The following is an 18,858-nucleotide window of genomic DNA, read 5'->3' as shown; positions in this document are numbered from 1 at the left end:
TTGGCGGGAGCCCTACCACTGCCGGCAGCGTGAGGCTCGTAGATCCGCTATCGGAATGCGGAGTCGCGAGCGGGAAGCTGAAATTTTCGAGACGTATCCCGTCGGTTTCCCCAGCTCGAAGCCCATAGTGTCGAAGTCTAGAGTGTAGGACGCGAAAGCTCCGAGTACATCCTGGCCGATCGCGTCCAACCTTTTCTCCTTCCTACCTGCTGGCAGATCGAGAGCGATGGTGATCTGCGGCAATGATGTCGATGCCGTTCCGACTGACATCTTGACATCCCTCCATAGGGCAGTTTGCGCCACGATCGTATTGCCACCTATCCCCATGATCTTTTCCGACCCGCGCGCCAATCCTGCTATCAACTGCGGATGGCGTTTGGCGAACAGGCTGGTGAGCCCGCTGCTCGCAGCGCCCGTATCGAGGTGCAGCGTCACAGGGACCTTGTCGACGTTCGCGAGCACGTACAGGTCATTCCCGCTTGCGCGCAGAGTATCACCCGCCAACGCGGGGCCCGCCGACCTTCCCACGGCAAATCCCCCTGCCCGGTCGAAACGCACTCGGCCGAGCGCGCGGAAAACCGGAAATCCCACGATCGCGTCGATCTGATAGCCCCCCGCAATAGGAAAACTGAGCTGCGCGTCGTTCATGACCAAGAAGGCGAAATGCGCCAGTTCGACACCGGCGATGATAAGCCGATCGGCGACCGCCACGCGTGTGGCGATCTGGCCTGAACTGGGGCTAGCGATGCTCCCCGCGCCAGCGAGTATGCGCAAACCCAGTCGCTTCGCAGCGGATACCGACATGACCGACAGGTTGGCACCTGTGTCAAGAATGGCATTCTGCGTCAGACCATTGATCGCCACGTCCGCGCGTACGAGCCCTGCCTTGTCGCGCATCGTCGGGATACTGGCCGGCATTCCGCCGATGACTGTCTGGCGAGGTTGGTTGGCGAGAAGACTCGCGATTCCCAGTTCCTGCGCCATGCTGGCCGTCTCATCCGCGGTCCGACTCGATACGTGCAGGGATTGCCAAGTGCTGATCGCTTTCACTGCCTGCGCATAAGAGCCTGCGGCGAAGGCCACGTCGACACGGGTGGAAAGAGCAATGGAATGACGCCTGGGATCCGTGTCCCCGGACGCGAAATAGGCGGCGAGTTCACGCTCAGCGGTCCGGGTGTCAAGCCGTAGAGCCGCCCACCGAGCACGTAGCAGTGCCGTTTCCGCTGGGCCTCTTGCCTGTTTCATCGCCGCCGCGCTCGGTGCGGGGTCACCTGCGGCAGCGTCTTCGATGAGCGCTGCAACCTCCACGGTCGAGCGACGCGGCGACTGGGCGGGAATAGATCCGCCGAGCAGGATTGCCGCGACTGCGCTCCCCTCGCAGCAGAAGGTAAAGCGGGACCAGCTCTCGAATTTCACTTTCAAGCCCTCCAGTGGAAGGTATGCTATATCATATAACGCGAGCACATGCTTTAGTCGACACCTCTCGTACGGACTACGACGTTCTTAAACCATGATTTTTAGGCTTCAGCGCTGGCAATCGATGCACGTCACCTGGGTCGTCGGCTGGTGTCTGTTGGTGACGATTGCGCAACCAGCGCGGACGGCTGCAGTGGCCTCCAAGAGATCGCCCTCCCCCAGTTTTTAGACAGGAATGACAAGGATGCATTCGTCGATCTCGATCGCTGCGAGGCTGAGCCTTGCCCTGGTATTAGCACCGGCGGCATGGCCAGCATCCGCTTCGCCCATCCACAGGCCCGTATCGAACACTGCCACAACACAATCATCCTCATTGGCGGTAACATTTCGACCCAAGACTGATCCCACTCGCAAAGTAATCGGTGTGGAGGTTGAGCAGCGCATAACGCAGCGCGGATCGCCAGCCCCTCTGTCGCTGGTCGCGCCATTGCGCTTCGCTGGTATGGTTCCTGTCGCGGGGGCTGTCATGGATCTTACGATCACCGATCAAAGGGGGCCCGTCGCCGTGCAGACGGCCGATTGGATCATGCCGGACCAAAGTCCTGGTCGTCGCTGGACGACAGCACGCACGGTATCCGGCCCGGTGACGGTGCGCTACCGAATGACGGTGACGCCGTTTGGACAGGGCGGACCGCCGTTCGGTGTCAAGGCGGCGGGCTACGGCTTGGGCGGCAACACCGGCAGTCTGCTCATGCTGCCGGAATTACCCGGAGTTCGTCAAACCGCGCTGAGGTGGGATCTGTCGGAAATGGTGAAGGGTTCGCGCGGTGTGATGGCCGGTGGGCTCGGTACGATCACGATACAGGGGCCGCCAGACGCGCTGCTCGATCGCTGGCTGCTGGCGGGACCGTTGACGGCAGGTCAGTCGACCTATGGGCACGACTTCAACGCCTATACGGTCGGCCATCCCCCCTTTGACGCACGTCCGATGATGACGTGGGCCGGTCAGACGTATCGCGTCCTGTCGCGATCGTTCGGGTATCTCGGTGTTCCGCAATACCTGCTGCTGATCCGGACACTCGACGCACCGTCCTATGCGACCGGCACTGCTTCCGTCGCGAATGGCGCCAGCCTGATCACCGTCGGCTCGCCGACTTTCCTGCCCGGTCAGAGCGAGAGCGGGCTTCGCACCACAATCGCGCACGAGATGACGCACAACTGGGTAGGATATTTCGGCGACAGCGCCGCACCGTGGTTCGTAGAGGGATTGACCGTCTACATCTCTGCGACCCTACCATGCGAGACGCGGTTGCGCCCGTGGTCGGAGTGCGCCGAGGAGATCAACAGACGGGCCGCCGAGTATTACGGCAGCGAGGCGCGGAACTGGACGCAATCGCGTATTGATTCCGCCCCCTTCTCGCGTGAGAGCGTCCGGCGCGTTCCTTATGGCCGGGGCATGATGTATTTCGCCAACCTGGATCACGCGATAAGGACGAACTCGAACGGCCGGCGTACACTGCTGACGGCCTTGCGCCCCCTGTTCGAAAAGCGTCTGAAAGGCGAGCCTATTACCCTGGTCACGTGGAAAGCGTGGTTGCGTGCGGAGCGAGGCGAACACGAAGTCGCACTATTCGATCGGACAGTGCTGGGTGGTGAAATCGTCAGGCCGGTATCCGGCGCCTTCGGTCCGCATCTCGCCATGGTGGCGAACACTGGACCGAATGTGAAGGACAGCGGCCTGAGGTATGCATGGCACCCGACGGTCGGTGATGCGCCTCATGCGGCCGTACACGAGTGATTTCAGGAGCATCGATCCTTTCCCTAGCTTCGTCATCCAAATCGACACGGCCGCCACGGCCCACTTGCCGTTCGTTGCGTCGACAACGGCTACTGCTGACCCCCTCTCGGCGTGTTGGGGCGATTGACGCGCTAGTCCCCGCCCTCACCCCTTCGGATTGGATGGGCGGCATGCACGATGGACGAACTGGAGGGAGCGACGGACGTCTGCCCAACCCGTGATGCGGTGGACGTTTTGGATGGACTGTTCTTCACGGCGAACGAGCGCCAGTCTTGGACCAGGATTCCGCGCGGTTCCGAACCGCACGTGCGTTCGGTGAGACGGGACCGGTGTCGAATCCGCTCGCCGAAAGCGCCGTGTCGCGTCTGACCGCCGTGATACGTTACCTCGACCGCAGGCATCCCAAACTTGGATGGGCGGGGCATCTGACCCCGGGCGACAGACCGTTATGGCCGAGGATCGTGGTGTCCGGACTGTCGCAGGGCGCCGGCATGGCGGCGTTCATCGCCAAGAGGTTTCCCGTGAACCGCGTCGTGTTGTTCTCAAGCCCGTAGGATGAGTTTGGTCCCCGGCGGCAACCCGCGCCGTGGCTGTTCGAACGATCGGCAACACCGCCGGGGCGTTGGTGGGCCGAACGCCACGCGCGCGAAAATACCACCGAACTGCTCGCGCATGCCTATGCCCCGCTCCGTATCCCTCGAGATCACCAGTTCGTGTTCGATGGCGCTCTGCCCCCGGCCGGGCAGGCAACAATCCCTATCACGCGTCTACCGTCTACTCGCCTGCCTATGCTTCCCAGTGGCGAGCGATGTTTGGCGAAGCCAGCGGACGCCAGGAGCAGCCGTGATTGCGGATGAGCGGCAAGAAGCGTCAGGCACTCGTTCATCTGCGCGGTTGTGCGTATACTTCTACAGTTCCGATAACTATCATTCAAAACAGTTCGGATATAGACATCCTATTTGACCGATCTCAATTAGCGACTAGTTTTCAAACAAGCTGTTGTCGGCGAGAGCATAGTAACGGCGACCCATACCTTGACATTCGGGCGCCCTTCCCACTTCCCAACTTCAAACACTCATTCACAGTCCGTTTTCATCGTCATCGTTAACCTTCAATTGCCATCTGAAGTTTACTGTCAAACGTGCAACCAAGCGAAGCCGTAGCCCGCGCCGCCTCAACGCCACCCAAGCGCTGGCGCGACGTGGGTCAGGACGGACTCCAGTACATGCGCGTTGTAGTCGACGCCGAGCTGGTTCGGCACCGTAAGCAACACCGTATCGGCTTCAGCGATCCCCTCGTCGGCGCGGAGCTGTTCGATCAACTGCTCAGGTTCAGCTGCATAGGACCGGCCGAACACGGCACGCATGTTGTCGATCACGCCGATCTGGTCGCTGCTTTCGCCGCGCCCGAAATAGGCACGGTCGCGATCGTTCATCAGTGCGAATATCGAGCGCGACACCGACACGCGCGGCTCCCAATCATGCCCCGCGTCCTTCCAGGCCTGACGATAAAGCCGGATCTGCTTGGCTTGCTGGACGTGAAGCGGTTCACCGCTCTCGTCCGCCTTCAGGGTCGAGCTTTGCAAGTTCATGCCGTTCTGCGCGGCCCAGACCGCGGTGGCGTTCGACGATGAGCCCCACCAGATGCGTCGCCGCAAGCCTGGCGCATGCGGTTCGAGACGCAACAACCCTGGTGGATTGGGAAACATCGGGTTTGGCCTCGGCTGCGCGAAGCCGTCGCCCTTAAGCAGATCAAGCAGCACCTCGGCATGCCGGCGGCCCATATCGGCGTCGGTCTCGCCCTCCGCGGGTGCGTAGCCGAAGTGACGCCACCCTTCGACCACCTGTTCGGGCGAGCCGCGGCTGATACCCAGCTGCAAGCGGCCACCGCTGATCAGGTCGGCCGACCCCGCATCCTCGGCCATGTAGAACGGGTTCTCGTAGCGCATGTCGATCACGCCGGTGCCGATCTCGATCCGGCTAGTCCTGGCGCCGACCGCGGCCAGCAGCGGGAAGGGCGATGCGAGTTGCTGAGCAAAATGATGCACGCGGAAGTACGCGCCGTCGGCGCCCAATTCCTCGGCAGCGACGGCTAGGTCGATCGACTGCAGCAACACGTCCGAGGCGGACCGCGTTGCGGATTGGGCCGATGATGACCAATGACCGAACGAAAGAAACCCGATCTTCTTCATGGCGCAATCCTGATGTTCATCGCCGTCAAGGCTGGTAGCGGCGAGCTGGCTTCGTATCGTCTAGATAGGATGTCGATGACGCCGCGTCGCGGCAACGGCGAGAAACGAAGCTATTCTGGTTTGGCGGCGACGAGCGACCATGCCGCAAGACCATCCCCGCTCATTTGCCGTACGCGGGGTCCATCACGGCAGATACGCGCGCGCCGCCATCGGCAGGTTACCGCGAGCCGTGCAAGGCCAGACCGGCCGCCCGCATCGAACAGAGACGATCGGGCGAGGACATCAACAAGCTGTTCCACGCGAACGCGGAGCGGGATGCCGCGCCATCGGACCAGATGTGCTGCGCGACGATCATCATCTCTTCATGCGTGGGCGCCCTCCCCTCGCCCATGCAATCGATCACGGCATCCACGAACAAGGGGCTGGTCGATCGCGACATGCTGAGGCACCTCCATTGGACTTGGGCCCGATGTAGGCCTCGCGGGCTTCACCGACATGGCCGGCCACCCGATACGCGGCAGACGGAACATTGCGCGAGCCAGACAGCGCGACCGCTGTGTCTCGGCAAGCCGCGCCGGCGTCGAAGGCATGACGGTATTGAACCATTTCCCCCGCAAGGAAGGCATGTTCTTCGACCCCGAACAGGAAGGGCACGATCTCGCCTTCGAGGCCATCAGATCGGAGGCACCCGGGACTTCGCCTGTGCAAGCTCTAGGAGCGCTCGCCGCAGATGTTTGGGGAGCCCGCGAATGTTTTTCCGCTGTTCCCGGACACCCGAACGTTCGTCGAAAAAAGCTCAGGCAAGCAAGCCGTTCAAAGCGCGCAAGCGACAGATACGCGACGATTTCGTGAGTATCTCGGCTGGCGTATTGGCAGACGGTGTTGATTCAGTTCGGCGCGTCTGTCTCCCACACCCTAATACCACGCACGGATGCTTCGTTTCCACGCGGCAATCAACGTGCGTACCTACGGCGTCGTTTCAGTGATGGGGGTGCCGGGCGTGTCCGGCATCAAACCCGTTAGGATTGCGTGCCAGCGCTCCTGCCATGATCTGGAAAGATACAATATGCCCCTCCCCTCGAAATTGAGCGTTGCCCAGACGATGATCGTCACCGCCGCGACCGCCTTCAGTTCGACGTTGTGCCTGCTGGCGGTCGTCGGTCCCGTTTACGATCGCCTCGCCCACACGACCTTGAGCAGCCCGCACATCCGCCCGAGCGCACTGGCCTAGCCGAGCGGCACCGGTGCCGACAAAAACTGCCGGACATGCGCCACGAACGCCAGCGACGCGGGTTCTCGCCCGAGCAGCAGGTGGTTGTCGCTGTCGAGCGTGACGAACTCTGCGCCCGGTATCTCGGCGGCCAGCTCGCCACCGGTCGCCAGCGGAATACGCCGATCGCCGCGCGCGTGCATGACCAGCGTCGGCGCCTGCACATCCTTCAGGATCGCACGCACGTCGATATCGGCGAACACTTCAAGATAGCGCGCGGCATTCTCGGCGTTGACGGTCTGGCGCTGGAAAATATTGAACCAGTCGAGTTCCTCAGCGGTCGCGCTCGGCATGAAGGTCGCCGTCACGACCTGACGGTACGCGGCATCGGTACGCCCCCAGCCTTGCCGGACGAGCGTGATGATCGCCTCGCGTTCCTCGACCACGTCGGGCGTGGCATCGATCCGCCAGCCCGCGGCATACCCGCCCCACAGGATCAGGTGGCTGACTCGTTCGGGGTGGCGCACGGCGTAGGCGATCGCGACCGCGCAACCTTGCGACAGTCCCAATAACGGGAAACGATCGATCCCGGCGGCATCGACCACCGCTTCCAGATCGCAGACGAACGCCTCGAAATTGATGTCCGTCACGCGCGCTTCCGACATGCCGTTGCCGCGCTCGTCGTAGCGCACGAACATGTGGTCGCGCGCGAGTTCCTGGAACAGCGGCGCCCAGATCGGCGCATCCCAATCCAGTTCGAGATGGTTGAGCCAGTTCGCCGCCTTGACCAGCGGCGGCCCGTCACCGACGCAGGCATAGGCCAGCCGAACACCGTCCCGCGCCTTGCAGAACTGGATCTTCTGCCGCTGTAGCATGTCGTGCGATGGAAGCGCGGAGATCGACGGTTCGCGCGATTCCGCCGGGGGCGGTGATAGGCCGGCTTCGCTAACCGCGTCGGCAAAGCTGCGCTTGGCGACCTTCGCATCGTCTTGCCGCCCGAGCTGTTGCAGCGTCTCCTGCAGCTGCAGCGCCGCATCGGCATTGAATGGATCGGCGTCGAGCCACTCGCGTGCCCAAGGCAGCCGATCCTCGGGCGACAGCGCGATCGACACGACGAAGCGGTGGAGCAGCGATCGACGCAAGCGCTCGGCCGCGGCGCGCTCTGCGGCGAGCCAGATCGCGAACCGCTCATGCCGCGGCATGTCGAGACCCGCCAGCAGCGGATCGCGGAGCGCCACCAGAGCGGCCAGCAGATCGCTCGCCACCGGCGGCTCCGCATCGAGCGCCTGATGAGCACGCTGGAGGTCGACGACAATTCCCTCGCGGTCGATCGCGACCGCCTCCCGATCGGCGATCAGGCGACGGCGGCCGTGATCGACGACCGGTCGCAGTTTGCTCAGCGACCAACGCAGCGCGCCACGCGGATCGTCGGGGCCCTCGTCCCACAGCAGGTCGCATAAGTGTTCACGACGCTGCGGACGGTCCGCCAGCAGTAGATACGCGAACAGCGCCCGCGTCTTGCGCGACGCGGGCAGGTCAATCGCCATAGATTCGGACGTTATCGCCAGAGAACCCAATATGTTGACGACCAGACTAGGTAAATGATCGATCGATACGGCCTCTCGACGTGAAAAACCATTTACCACGCTCCCCTCGTCAATGTCCACGCAGGCTCAATCGCCGGTCTCCACGCCGGAGGGCGAGTGCACGATCAGATAGCGCGGCATGGAGTCGCGCCGCAGTGAATTGGATCGCGCGCTCATGACTACCGACTATCCATACCCGAATTCGAATGCCCGGCGACGATCTCCTGCAAGTTCCGCCTGTTCGCAATCGGTGTCGCTGTGACGTTCTGGCTCGATCTTGGCGGCGTCGCAGCACGGTCGGACAACCAGTTTCCCGCGCGGGAGCGCCCGGCGCTTTCCACCGCGACGTGGACCGGTCGTGTCCTGACCGGGATCGTCGTCGTGCTGCTGTTCGCCGATGCGGTCGCGCAGCTCGTATCGCTGCCGATGCTGCGCGCCGACGTCGAGGCGACCGGCTTTCCGTTCGCGTTGTCGCCGGTGCTCGGGACCATCACGATGACCTGCGTCATCCTCTACGCCAATGCGAGGACCGCCCTGCTCGGTGCGATCCTGCTGACCGGATTTCTCGGGGGCGCGATCTGCCTGCACCTGCGGCTCGGCGAGATCGGTTCGCCGCCACAGATCATCTCGCTGGTACTCGGCATCATGACGTGGGGCGGGCTTTACCTGCGCGAGCCCAGGTTGCGCACGCTTCTCCCCCTCCGCGCCTGACTCTCCCTCCCTTCCAGCCATTCAATTACGCCAGCACTTCGGGTGCCGGCGAAGGACCCGACATGACCATTTCGATGCACACGCCCCCCGCCCCGTTCGCCCGCGCCGCGACGCTCGACACGACGCGATCCTACATGGGCAGCCTGATTAGCTTCCTGACCACCGGCACCGAGACGGGCGGCGGCCTGGCGTTGGTGGAATATCAGGGCACGCCTGGTAACGAGCCACCGCCGCACATCCATCTCTGGGAAAACGAGATCGTCTACGTGCTGGACGGCATCATGGAGATGTATTGCGGCGATGCGGTCATGCTGCTCCACCCCGGCGAGATGGCGTTCATTCCATGCGGTCAGCCGCACGCCTTCTATATCCGCTCGGCGCAATTCCGCGCGCTGGCGATCGTCCAGTCGGTCGGCAAGCAGTCCGTCGCGCTCGATGCCTATTTCATGCAGATGAGCAGCCCCGCCACCAGCATGGCGCTGCCGGCAGACCCGGTCACCTACCAGATGGAGGATCCGGCACATGCCGTCGCAGTGGCCGCCGCGCACGGGATGCAGATCCTGTCGCCCGACGAAGCCGCCATCGCCCTGCCGCGCTACCCCGGCTTCGGTAACCCCGGCGTCGCCGCCGACGCCGTAGCGCAGCCGGCGCGCAACCAGTCGCTGGCGGTGTTCGGTGCCGTCGCGGGATTATGGCCAAGCAGTTGATCGCCCTGTCGCCGAATTTCGGAGAGATACGGCGTATCGGACAGGACGAAGTGTGTGATGCCCAGATCGCGATATTTCCGCAGCGAGCTTGCGACGTCGGCGGCCGATCCAACCAGCCACGTCGTTCCCGCACCGCCGCCGCCGTAACGGCCCGGCGCGGTATACAGGTTGCCGTCCAGCACATCGCCGCGCGCGTGGAGATTGAGCAGGCGTTGCTGACCGACCGCTGGCGCTTGCCGATGCTGGTTCAACTGACCCTGCTGCTTCACCATCTCTTCGACCTTGGCCTCGGCATCGGCCCAGGCCTGTTCGGTCGTGTCGCGGACGAGCGTGGTGATGCGCAGCCCGAATTGGAGAGGCGGCAGATCGCGGTCGAGGTCACGGCTTAGGCGCTTCAATCGTGCGATCCGGTCACCCACGCCATCGAGCGGTTCGCCCCAGAAGAGCTGTACGTCGGCCTCGGTCGCCGCCACGCGTTCGGCCGCTTCTGAGGCACCACCGAAATAGAGGCGCGGATGCAGCCGGTCACCCCGCGGCGTGATCCGTGGTTCGAGGGTCGATCCCGCTACCTGGAAATGCTCGCCCTCGAACGTCACGTTTTCTTCGGTCCAGAGCCGCCGTACTAGGCGCATGAACTCCTTCGTCCGGCTGTAGCGATGCGCCTGATCGCCCTCGTTGTCGCCGTAGGCCGCCAGATTGTCTTGGCCCGAGACGATGTTGACGCGCACCCGTCCTCCCGACAGCTCGTCCAACGTAGCGGCGGCGGAGGCGAAATTGGCCGGTCGCCAGTAACCGGGCCGGATCGCAATAAGCGGCTCAAACGTCTTCGTGCGCGCCACCAGGGCGGCCGCCACCGTGAACGTGTCGGGCCGGCCCCAACCGGCGCCGATCAGCGCGCCGCCCCAGCCATGCTGCTCCAGCGCCTCCGCATGGCTCGTCAGCGTGTCGAGGCTCGAGGAGCCGACTTGACTGATGTCCCCACGATGGCCGCCCTCGACCTGATTGGGGATGTACCAGAGGAATTCGGACGAATTTGACATGAGAACTCCGTATCGCTGTTTCGCAAGAACCGGGTCGGACTGCGCTATTTCAACCGGAAGCCGAGGCCGTGCAGGACGTCCCGCAGCACATCGCGTCCGGCGAGAGACTCCGCGCCCCGCACGCGCTGCGAGGCCTGATCCGTCCAGTCGCGCTCGGTCATGGCCTGCTCGCGCTGGAAATCGCGCAGGCGACGATCATAGGCCGCAAGCGCACTCGGCGCGGCCGCCTGGCCGTAGGTTTCGCGGAACAGCACGGCGTCCTGCGGGAGGCGCGGCTTTACCGACGCCGGGGCGGCGGGATCGGGAACGCCAATCGTAAGCCCGAACAGCGCAAAGGACTGCGGCGGCAGGCCGAGCTCGGCCGCCACCTCGGCGGGCTTGTTGCGGATCCCACCGATATAGCAGGTGCCTAGCCCGATCGACTCCAGCGCGACGACCGCGCTTTGCGCCGCGAGCGACGTATCCACCGCACCCAGCAGGAAGCTCTCGAGATAGTGGAGCGCGTCCGCCGGCGTACCGGCCCGCTCGCCGATCCGTGAAAGGCGATGATCCGCCGCTGCAGCGATCACGCCTTGCTGCGCGCGGTTGAATTGTCGTCGGCTGTCCTCGAGCTCGAACTGTGAGATCGCGCCGGCGCGCCAGCGCGCAGCGTTGGCGTCGAGCGCAAAGCGTGCGGCATCCAGATTTTCCTGGGTGGTCACGATGCGCAGCGCTGCCGACTGCCGGGCGGCCAGGGCATCCTCGATGTCGCGGATGGTGATGCGAACGGTCAGGGAGAGTTGCGCAACCGCCTCGCGGTAGGCAGCTTGCGCCCTGCGGACGTTGCCCGCTCCTGCGCCACCGTCGAAGAGCGGCCCGGAAAGCGTGGCTCCGAGGGAGTTGGTCATAAAGGAAGTATCCGAGCCGAGAGCGCGTATCCACTGCCCGGTCAGCACCGCCGCCAGATCGACCCGCGGCAGCCGCTCGGCGCGCGCGACGGCGACCTCCGACCAGCGGGCGGCTGCCTCGTTTTCGGCCGCCATCACGCCGGGATTTTCCAGTAAGACGGTCGCGGGAAGCGCGAGGCCGGAGGACGGTGGCACAGGCAGCCACGGCTCGTTCGTCACCTCGCCAGTATCGCGCGTGGCGGTGCCGTGCGGGTGCAGGGCGACAAGATCGCGGACCTTCGTTGCTTCCACACCGCTCAGTGCCACCAGGGCATCGATCAGCCGCAGACAGTTTTCTTCCTGTGCAATCCGATCGGTGCGGGCCGAAGCGAGGTTGCTCTGGGCCGTCGCCAGTGCCACCGGCGCGATACTACCCAGCGCGAGCCGGACGCGACCGATCGTCAACTCGGTTTCCCGCGAGGCGATATCGCGGTCGCGCGACTCCCGTGTCAGGATGCAGGCACGCAGCGCGATCACAGTGTCGGCGATGTCGCCTATGATCGACAGCCGCGCACTTCTCGCGTCCGCCGTTCGTGCGCCGACGCGATGACGCGCGGCATTTGCCCCTTCCCGCACCCGCCTCCACAGATCGAGTTCCCAGAAGAGTCGGGGGCCAAGGGCAGCCGACGTCTGCTGGCTGGGGCTGCCCGAGGAATCGAAGCGATCGCGCGTTCGCGTGGCGCTGCCCTCGATACCGGCGGCCGGCACTTTTCCAGCGTTGCGCACCGCGACGAAGGCACGCGCCTGATCGACCCGCGCCGCCGCCTCGGCCAATGTCGGATTATAGTTCAGACCCGCCGAAACGAGCTGATCGATGACGGGATCGCCCAGCTGCGACCACCAGTTTTCCGGGTTGACGACAACCGTCGCCGACAATGGAGGCGATCCACTAGGGCCATTGGTCCAGGATCCTGGCGCGTCCAGCCCTGGCCGACGATAATCGGGTTGCAGCGCGCATGCGCCAAGCAAAATGGCAGGCAAAACCATGCCAGCGCGAAGGAGAGTCGACATAGGAATATGGTGTCCACCATCAGCACAGGTCATCGCTGCCACTGACGCATTGGGATCGACTGCTGGTATCCGGGCGCAGGAAGTCGGTTTCGCCCCCGGCGCCCTTTGCGACCCAACGAATGCTCCCGCCCGGACGATGACAATTCCATCGGTTGTGGCAGCTCAGAAGGTGTAGGTCAGGAAACCCAGGCCGAAGGGGGCGGTCTTCTTCCTGACGATCGGGCTATCCTTCACTTTGCCGAGCAGCGTCGTGACACCGCCCGTCGCACCGAAACCGATATGGTTCGTCAGCTGATACTGAAGCCCGAGCTCCGCCTTCGCATCGAGCAAACCCGATCCTGCGCGAAACTGCCGAAGACCCGATTCCTGCGCCTGACCCGCATTCACGCCGTAGAAGCGGTCATTGTGTTTCGCGTTCGCCCATCGCGTCCCGATCGAGGGCGTGAGGAACAGCCGCTCGCTTACCATGATCGGGCGCGATAGGCTGAAATCGGCGATTACGCCTTTCGTGCTGCCGACGAGGATCTTGGTAAGGCCGGCCGTGGCCTCTAGGCCAAACTGTCGAACGCTGACGAAGCCACGGGCGCCCGCTCCCATATCGATCTTGTTGAACCGGTTAGGAACATCCTTCCGTTCATAGTTATCAAATAAGAAGACGACACCGACACCGGCCGTGAAAAAATCGTTGTCCACCGGCGCTACGCCAATTCCGTTCTGGAAATTGACGAAGAACTTCCCGTGCTTGATGTCGATCGCCGGGATCGGCTGAAACTGATATTTTCTCGAGCCCATATAGGCGGGCTGATACAGACCGCCGACGCCGATCGTGACGTGATCTCCTTCACGGCCACCGTCGTGTTCACCGACTTCTCCAGAAGAGATCGACACTGGCTCAGAAGCTGTGGGAGGCGCCTCGATACTCGTTAACCTCTGCGCTACCGCGCAATTGGCCCAGAAAAGGACGCTTGCTGAAACAACAGCGCGATTAAAAAAGCCAAGTTTCCGACGCATGTCATTTTTTCCTCAAAAATTGCGGTTTTGTGCGGTTTCCGGCGTGGGCGGCTAGATACGGAAAAGCTGTCGACCAGATATTTTCTTCGTCTGGATCGGATGGGCATAGCCCGCATCAAAGAGCGACCTGCCGCTGTCCGACGATCCAACATGACGGATGCGTCGCAGCACTGCTTATCGCCGCGCAGCTCAGTAGTTGCGAGATATTGAATTGCTGTGCGTCAAGATCAAACTGCAAAGATCAAGCTGCGTGAAGCAAGGTGGCATGTCGATGTCTCCATTCCCCCATGAGACGCCGAACGGATTGCAAACCCGCATTAAGGAATTTTAGAAGACGGCTCTGTCGTTAGAACGCTATGAGACTGGAAAAGCGTTTCACGGCAAAACGCGTCGGTGGCGTATAGGTTATCCTCGAACTTATCCTTGCTTTGCACGGGGCGCCCTTCGCTAGCCAAGGAGCTACGGCGAAGATCCGCGCGAGCCGCCGCTGCCGATGAACCGCATCCACGGAAACCTCTGCTTCAGGAGGTGGCCCACATCGCGTAGCAAATAAGCGGGCGAAGCCAGTCACAGCATGCTTCGCCGCCGTTACCGCCCACTGTTGCATCGCTGAATGCTTCACCGCCACCGACTAGTCGATGCAACCTCGCTCGACCTCGTCCGGCGCCAAGGTGCCGCGCTGCTTCAAGGCCGATACAAACATCTAAACACAGCGGTCGGTGAAATCTCGTAGATCGGCGGCCGTTTTCTCACGAAAAGCCAATGAGGCGCCGATCGTATGGACCTCGCCCTTGCCATCGCCAGCGGTGAATGAAGAATGAGAGCTTATTGAAAGTCCCTAAAGACGAGATCAATTCTATGAACGGACGACCGGCAACGCCCCTACGACGTCATAAGTCGCCGTTGGGCTTTCCACCGCCGATAATCGTCCAGACACCCTGCCCTCCCCCCCGCATGAACGGAAAGTCGGATCCGGCCGGCGGCCGCCCCAAAGCGGCCGGTCCGTTTTCCACCAAACGGCATACGTTCAGGCCCCGAACTAGCCATATGAACGACGGAATAGCCCCGGGCCTAAATCAACAACCCGCTTTCCGCTATTCATCAGTGGGCGATCCGGGAGCAACCCTCGCTCCCTTTTCGCCTCCACAAAATGGAGGCGACATACGTTCGATGACGTATGACGCCGTCCCCCGTTTTCAGGCATCTCCCACGTAGAAACTGAGCATCGCGGGGATAGTATGAGCGGAGTTCGCGTCGGCAAGAGAGTGATCGGGGCACAGGCACCCGTCATCGTGGGCTGGGAAAATATCCCCAAGGTCGAAGGCGGCCCGGTGAAGCAAATCTTCTTCACCTGGTTCCAGCCCACGATGCTGTTCGCGCTGATAGCCTTCTGGTTCTACGCGCCCAATTCGATCGCCAAGGCTTCGACCGCGATCGGTATCGGCATCGGCTTCAAGGTCCTTCTGCTCGGCCTCGAATGGCTGGCTCCGCGCCATGAAAGCTGGCGGCTGACCTGGAAGGAACTGACCACCGATCTCTTCTATGTCGGGATCGGCTTCACCGTCGTCCGCATGATCGACAGCTATATCGGCGACGGTGCGATGATCGAAGCGATCCAGCATTCGTTCGACTGGGAAAAGTTCGCCTGGTTCACCGGCCTGCCGCTGCTGGTGCAGGCGCTGATGATCTCGATCGTCTTCGATTTCGGGCAGTATTGGATGCACCGCGGGATGCACAACTGGCATCCGCTGTGGCTCGCGCACGCGCCGCATCACTACATCACGCAGCTCAACGTCAACAAGGGCGCGGTCGGCAATCCGGTCGAGCTGTTCCTGATCGGGCTCGGCATCGGCGGGTTCTTCGATTTCGTGCCGCGCGCCGCCTTACTCGCAGGGGCCTTCGGCCTGGCGGTCGGCACCTACCAGCACATCAATGTCCGCTTCAATTCGCCGCGCTGGTGGCGCTTCCTGTTCAACACCACCGAGCATCACAGCGTGCATCACTCGCAGGACTATGAGGCGAGCCGCAGCAATTATTCCAACACATGGGTGATCATCGACCGCGTGTTCGGGACGTGCGTCGACGGCGAGGCAGAACTGCTCGGGATGGAAGGCGGTCGCCCGATGTCGGTCCGCGAGACGATGACCTACACGTTCACGGAAGGGTGGAAGTCGGCCAAGGAACGGTTCGGTCGGCGGTCGATGGGCGCGATGGCGCCGGCCCCGATGGTCCCCGCAGAATGACCGCAGCCGCAACCACCGCAGACCGAGCCACGGCGCTCGACTCAACGTCCCCACGCGCATCGCTGGGATACTCCGTCTATCGGCGCTTCATCGACGGGATCTGGCACGTCGAGGGGAGTCTCGCGCTCGTGCCGGGAGACTCTGCTGACGACGCCTTCGACCGGCTCGACCCGCTGTTCCAGCAGACCGGTACAACGCGCGACCGGGCAGGCAACTCGCTGACGTTTCGCAAGCAAGGGCAGCCTGCACAGGACAAGATGGCGGTATTCGACGGCGGCGTCCTGCGGATCGAACCGGGTGCCGCCGGGCTGGTGTTGCGATACCGGCTGGCCAGTCGTGCGTTGCTGTTCTGCTTCCTCGCGCCGCTGCTGTTTCTTGCGTTCGCGCAGGCGACGATCGTCCTCGGCAAGTTCGAGCAGGCGAGGACCGAGGCCAAGGGCAAGAAACCCGAGGTCAAGAAACCGCCCGTGGTGCTGAACCCGATCGACAAGGCTCTGGGCGCTCCCGAGCCCGACCCACCCAAGAAGAAGAGCAAGAAGGACGAGGACGACAAGAAGCCGTCGCCGACGCCTGCCTATGTTTTTGCGGGCATGTTCGCAGCACTCTATGCCGTCGGGCGGGTTCTGGAAGATCGGCGGATCAAGGCGCTGTTCCGACGACGCCTGCTGGGCGCATAGCTAGCGACGATCGACCCGGTTCCCCATGCTCCCTCATGAATTCCGGGCGCACGTTGCGTATGAACGTCGCGCGGCTAAAGATGCGCTCCAAGATCCTGGAGCCATGTGTTTGGTCGATAGCCCGTTCCTGCCTGACAAGACGTTCGCCAGTCGGGTCGACTGGAACCTGCTGCGGACCTTCGTCGAGATCGTTCGCGCCGGCGGTATCGGCGCGGCCGCCCGAAAACTGAACAAGCAGCAGCCGAGCATCAGCGCCGCGCTGAAACGGCTGGAAGAACAGGTCGGCGAACAGCTGCTGAACCGCTCCTCGTCCGGGGTCGAGATGACGGCCGCCGGCACCGCCCTGCTCGGCATCTGCGAAGAGATGCTCGAGGCGGCAAGGATGGTGCCGCATCAGGTCGCGCAGGCAACCAAGCGGGTCGAGGGCATCGTCCGCATCCAGCTGATTTCCGCGGTCACCTCCACCGAGTTCGACGAAGCGATCGCCAGCTTCCACCGCCGCAATCCCAACATCCATATCGAGATTCGCGTCTCGCCCTGGCGCGCGGTGCTCGACGCGCTGGAGCATGGCGAGGCAGAGATCGGCGTCGGTTACGACAGCAACGCGCGGAGCAGCCTGGTCTACGAACCGCTGTTCGTCGAACGCCAGCAACTCTACTGCGCGCGCAGCCACCCCCTGTTCGGGCACCGCGTCGAGCGGCTGGGCGAACTGAAGGACGAGGGCTTCGTCCTGACCGGCGAGGACGAACTCGACACCATCACCCGCCTTCGCCGTCGCTACCGTCTTGGCACGAAGGCGAACGGTCATGCGGAGGACATCAACGAGGCGGCCCGACTGATCAGCCTTGGCGTCGGCATCGGATTCCTGCCAGTGCTCGCCGCTGCGGACGCGGTCGCGAAGGGACGCTTATGGCCGCTGCTGTACGCCGATGCGGAGCCCGCCTACGACATCTTCCTACTCGCGCGGGCCGAGCCATCACGCGATACTGCCACACAGTTGTTTTTGGACGAAGTCACCCGAAGGCATAGGGCGCAACGCAGGGGATAGATTTCGTCTATGCCTTTCATCATTATTTTGCCTCTTCATCGATGATCTCCGGCAGGCCAACGTCGCCAAAGAGGTGATGCCGGCATACGCCGTGCTTGTTCCCGGTCATACCGAAGGACAACGGCGCGCTGGCATCATCGGATGGCTAAGGGGTGTGCTTGATGGTGTCTCGACCGTGGCTGAATGGCGTCGCAGCCGTCGCTGTACTGCTCGCGCTAGGCGGTTGCGGCAGCAAGCCGTCGGGATCCGCGACTGGCGCAGGCGTCGTGAAAAAGGACTTCACGATCGGCTGGTCGATCTACACTGGGTGGATGCCCTGGGCCTACGCGCAACAGTCCGGCATCGTGAAGAAATGGGCCGACAAATACGGCATCGAGATCCGGATGGTGCAGGTCAACGACTATGTCGAATCGGTCAACCAATACGCCGCCGGCAAGCTCGACGGCGTGGTCTGCACGACGATGGATGCGCTGACCATTCCGGCCGCGGGGGGCAAGGATACCACCGTGCTGCTGATCGGCGATTATTCCGACGGCAATGACGGCGTGGTGCTCAAGAACGGCCGGACGATGGCCGACATCAAGGGTCGCTCGGTCAAGCTGGTCGAACTGTCGGTCTCGCATTTCCTGCTCGCGCGCGGGCTGGAACTGAGCGGCATGAAGCTCGCCGACGTGAAGACGGTGAATACCGGCGACGCCGACATCGTCGGGGCATTCGCCTCCCCGACCGTGAACGCGGTCGTGACCTGGAACCCGCAGCTGTCGACGATCCGCGCGACGCCAGGCGCCACGCAGGTGTTCGACAGCTCGAAGATCCCCAACGAGATCCTCGACACGCTCAACGTCAGCACCGCGACGCTCAAGGCCAACCCGAACCTCGGCAAGGCGCTCGCCGGCATCTGGTACGAGACGATGGCGATCATGACCCGCAACGACGCCGCGGGCCGTGCCGCGCGCGCGACCATGGCGAAGGCTGCCGGCACGACCGAGGCGAGTTTCGACGAACAGCTCAAGACGACGCACCTGTACGCGAAGCCGCAGGACGCGGTCGCCTATGCGGAGAACCCGGACCTGATCACGGTGACCGACAGGGTCCGTCAGTTCAGCTTCGCCCACGGCCTGTTCGGGCCGAGCGCGAAGTCCGTCGACACGATCGGCATCACCTTCGCCGGCGGCAAGACGCTCGGCGATACCAAGAACGTGAAGCTGCGGTTCGACCCGAGCTACATGAAGCTGGCGGCGGACGGCAAGCTGTAGCCTCGCGTCGACTGAACAGAAGAGTGA

17 protein-coding genes are annotated in these 18,858 nt (G+C 63.1%); 9 read left to right on the top strand and 8 right to left on the bottom strand.

What is annotated here, in order from left to right; genetic code table 11:
- Positions 1–12: 12 nt before the first annotated feature.
- Together C8J25_RS05105 and C8J25_RS21270 are read right to left on the bottom strand one after the other, a co-directional pair.
- The gene (locus C8J25_RS05105; protein ID WP_146173299.1) at positions 13–1,416 is read right to left on the bottom strand and encodes a retropepsin-like aspartic protease family protein; all 1,404 of its coding nucleotides are present in this window, start codon (positions 1,414–1,416) and stop codon (positions 13–15) included.
- Positions 1,417–1,641: 225 nt separating this feature from the next.
- Positions 1,642–1,773 carry a hypothetical protein gene (locus C8J25_RS21270; RefSeq protein WP_279628724.1) on the bottom strand — a complete coding sequence of 44 codons (132 nt, stop codon included), beginning with the start codon at positions 1,771–1,773 and terminating at the stop codon, positions 1,642–1,644.
- Positions 1,774–1,942: 169 nt separating this feature from the next.
- Here C8J25_RS21270 and C8J25_RS05095 point away from each other — a divergent pair, with 169 nt between their 5' ends.
- Complete coding sequence (locus C8J25_RS05095; protein WP_107952834.1) at positions 1,943–3,214, top strand: hypothetical protein; 1,272 nt, start codon at positions 1,943–1,945, stop codon at positions 3,212–3,214.
- Positions 3,215–4,388: 1,174 nt separating this feature from the next.
- Here the strand turns inward: C8J25_RS05095 and C8J25_RS05085 are convergent.
- Both C8J25_RS05085 and C8J25_RS05080 read right to left on the bottom strand, forming a co-directional pair.
- Complete coding sequence (locus C8J25_RS05085; protein WP_107952830.1) at positions 4,389–5,405, bottom strand: LLM class flavin-dependent oxidoreductase; 1,017 nt, start codon at positions 5,403–5,405, stop codon at positions 4,389–4,391.
- Between the two features lie 217 nt (positions 5,406–5,622).
- Positions 5,623–5,844, bottom strand: a complete 222-nt coding sequence (locus tag C8J25_RS05080; protein WP_107952827.1) for a hypothetical protein — start codon at positions 5,842–5,844, stop codon at positions 5,623–5,625.
- Positions 5,845–5,993: 149 nt separating this feature from the next.
- Between C8J25_RS05080 and C8J25_RS20260 the strand changes: the two genes are divergently transcribed.
- Both C8J25_RS20260 and C8J25_RS20645 read left to right on the top strand, forming a co-directional pair.
- Positions 5,994–6,257 carry a hypothetical protein gene (locus C8J25_RS20260; RefSeq protein ID WP_146173298.1) on the top strand — a complete coding sequence of 88 codons (264 nt, stop codon included), beginning with the start codon at positions 5,994–5,996 and terminating at the stop codon, positions 6,255–6,257.
- 79 nt (positions 6,258–6,336) lie between these two features.
- The gene (locus tag C8J25_RS20645) at positions 6,337–6,636 is read left to right on the top strand and encodes a hypothetical protein (RefSeq protein WP_167397662.1); all 300 of its coding nucleotides are present in this window, start codon (positions 6,337–6,339) and stop codon (positions 6,634–6,636) included.
- Here C8J25_RS20645 and C8J25_RS05075 read toward each other — a convergent pair.
- On the bottom strand, positions 6,633–8,162 hold the full coding sequence (locus C8J25_RS05075) for a bifunctional AfsR/SARP family transcriptional regulator/alpha/beta hydrolase (protein WP_107952825.1): 1,530 nt from the start codon (positions 8,160–8,162) through the stop codon (positions 6,633–6,635). The genes C8J25_RS20645 and C8J25_RS05075 overlap by 4 nt on opposite strands.
- 297 nt (positions 8,163–8,459) lie before the next feature.
- Between C8J25_RS05075 and C8J25_RS05070 the strand changes: the two genes are divergently transcribed.
- On the top strand, positions 8,460–8,912 hold the full coding sequence (locus C8J25_RS05070) for a DoxX family protein (protein WP_167397661.1): 453 nt from the start codon (positions 8,460–8,462) through the stop codon (positions 8,910–8,912).
- 62 nt (positions 8,913–8,974) lie between these two features.
- Complete coding sequence (locus C8J25_RS05065) at positions 8,975–9,619, top strand: cupin domain-containing protein (protein ID WP_107952823.1); 645 nt, start codon at positions 8,975–8,977, stop codon at positions 9,617–9,619.
- On the opposite strand, the gene C8J25_RS05060 is transcribed toward C8J25_RS05065, so the two are convergent.
- The 3 genes from C8J25_RS05060 to C8J25_RS05050 all read right to left on the bottom strand — a co-directional run bounded on the left by C8J25_RS05060 (position 9,508) and on the right by C8J25_RS05050 (position 13,607).
- On the bottom strand, positions 9,508–10,659 hold the full coding sequence (locus C8J25_RS05060) for an LLM class flavin-dependent oxidoreductase (protein ID WP_107952821.1): 1,152 nt from the start codon (positions 10,657–10,659) through the stop codon (positions 9,508–9,510). The genes C8J25_RS05065 and C8J25_RS05060 overlap by 112 nt on opposite strands.
- A gap of 44 nt (positions 10,660–10,703) precedes the next feature.
- On the bottom strand, positions 10,704–12,572 hold the full coding sequence (locus C8J25_RS05055; protein ID WP_167397660.1) for an efflux transporter outer membrane subunit: 1,869 nt from the start codon (positions 12,570–12,572) through the stop codon (positions 10,704–10,706).
- Between the two features lie 186 nt (positions 12,573–12,758).
- Positions 12,759–13,607, bottom strand: coding sequence for a MipA/OmpV family protein (locus C8J25_RS05050; RefSeq protein ID WP_107952817.1), 849 nt, complete (start codon positions 13,605–13,607; stop codon positions 12,759–12,761).
- 1,238 nt (positions 13,608–14,845) lie between these two features.
- On the opposite strand from C8J25_RS05050, the gene C8J25_RS05045 reads away from it, so the two are divergent.
- From C8J25_RS05045 to C8J25_RS05030, 4 genes are all read left to right on the top strand, one after another.
- Positions 14,846–15,850 (top strand): sterol desaturase family protein, encoded by a 1,005-nt coding sequence (locus C8J25_RS05045; protein ID WP_107952815.1) that lies wholly within the window; start codon positions 14,846–14,848, stop codon positions 15,848–15,850.
- The gene (locus tag C8J25_RS05040; RefSeq protein WP_244186781.1) at positions 15,847–16,527 is read left to right on the top strand and encodes a hypothetical protein; all 681 of its coding nucleotides are present in this window, start codon (positions 15,847–15,849) and stop codon (positions 16,525–16,527) included. The genes C8J25_RS05045 and C8J25_RS05040 overlap by 4 nt, the downstream gene beginning before the upstream one ends.
- A gap of 103 nt (positions 16,528–16,630) precedes the next feature.
- Positions 16,631–17,575: a LysR family transcriptional regulator gene (locus C8J25_RS05035; RefSeq protein WP_208622517.1), complete on the top strand. Its 945-nt coding sequence runs from the start codon at positions 16,631–16,633 to the stop codon at positions 17,573–17,575.
- 161 nt (positions 17,576–17,736) lie between these two features.
- On the top strand, positions 17,737–18,831 hold the full coding sequence (locus C8J25_RS05030) for a putative urea ABC transporter substrate-binding protein (protein WP_107952810.1): 1,095 nt from the start codon (positions 17,737–17,739) through the stop codon (positions 18,829–18,831).
- Positions 18,832–18,858 lie beyond the last annotated feature (27 nt).

This window comes from Sphingomonas faeni (assembly GCF_003053745.1).
Classification (GTDB): Bacteria; Pseudomonadota; Alphaproteobacteria; order Sphingomonadales; family Sphingomonadaceae; genus Sphingomonas; species Sphingomonas faeni.
The sequence above is the reverse complement of the archived record's forward strand: the minus strand, read 5'-3'. Positions and strand labels throughout refer to the sequence as shown.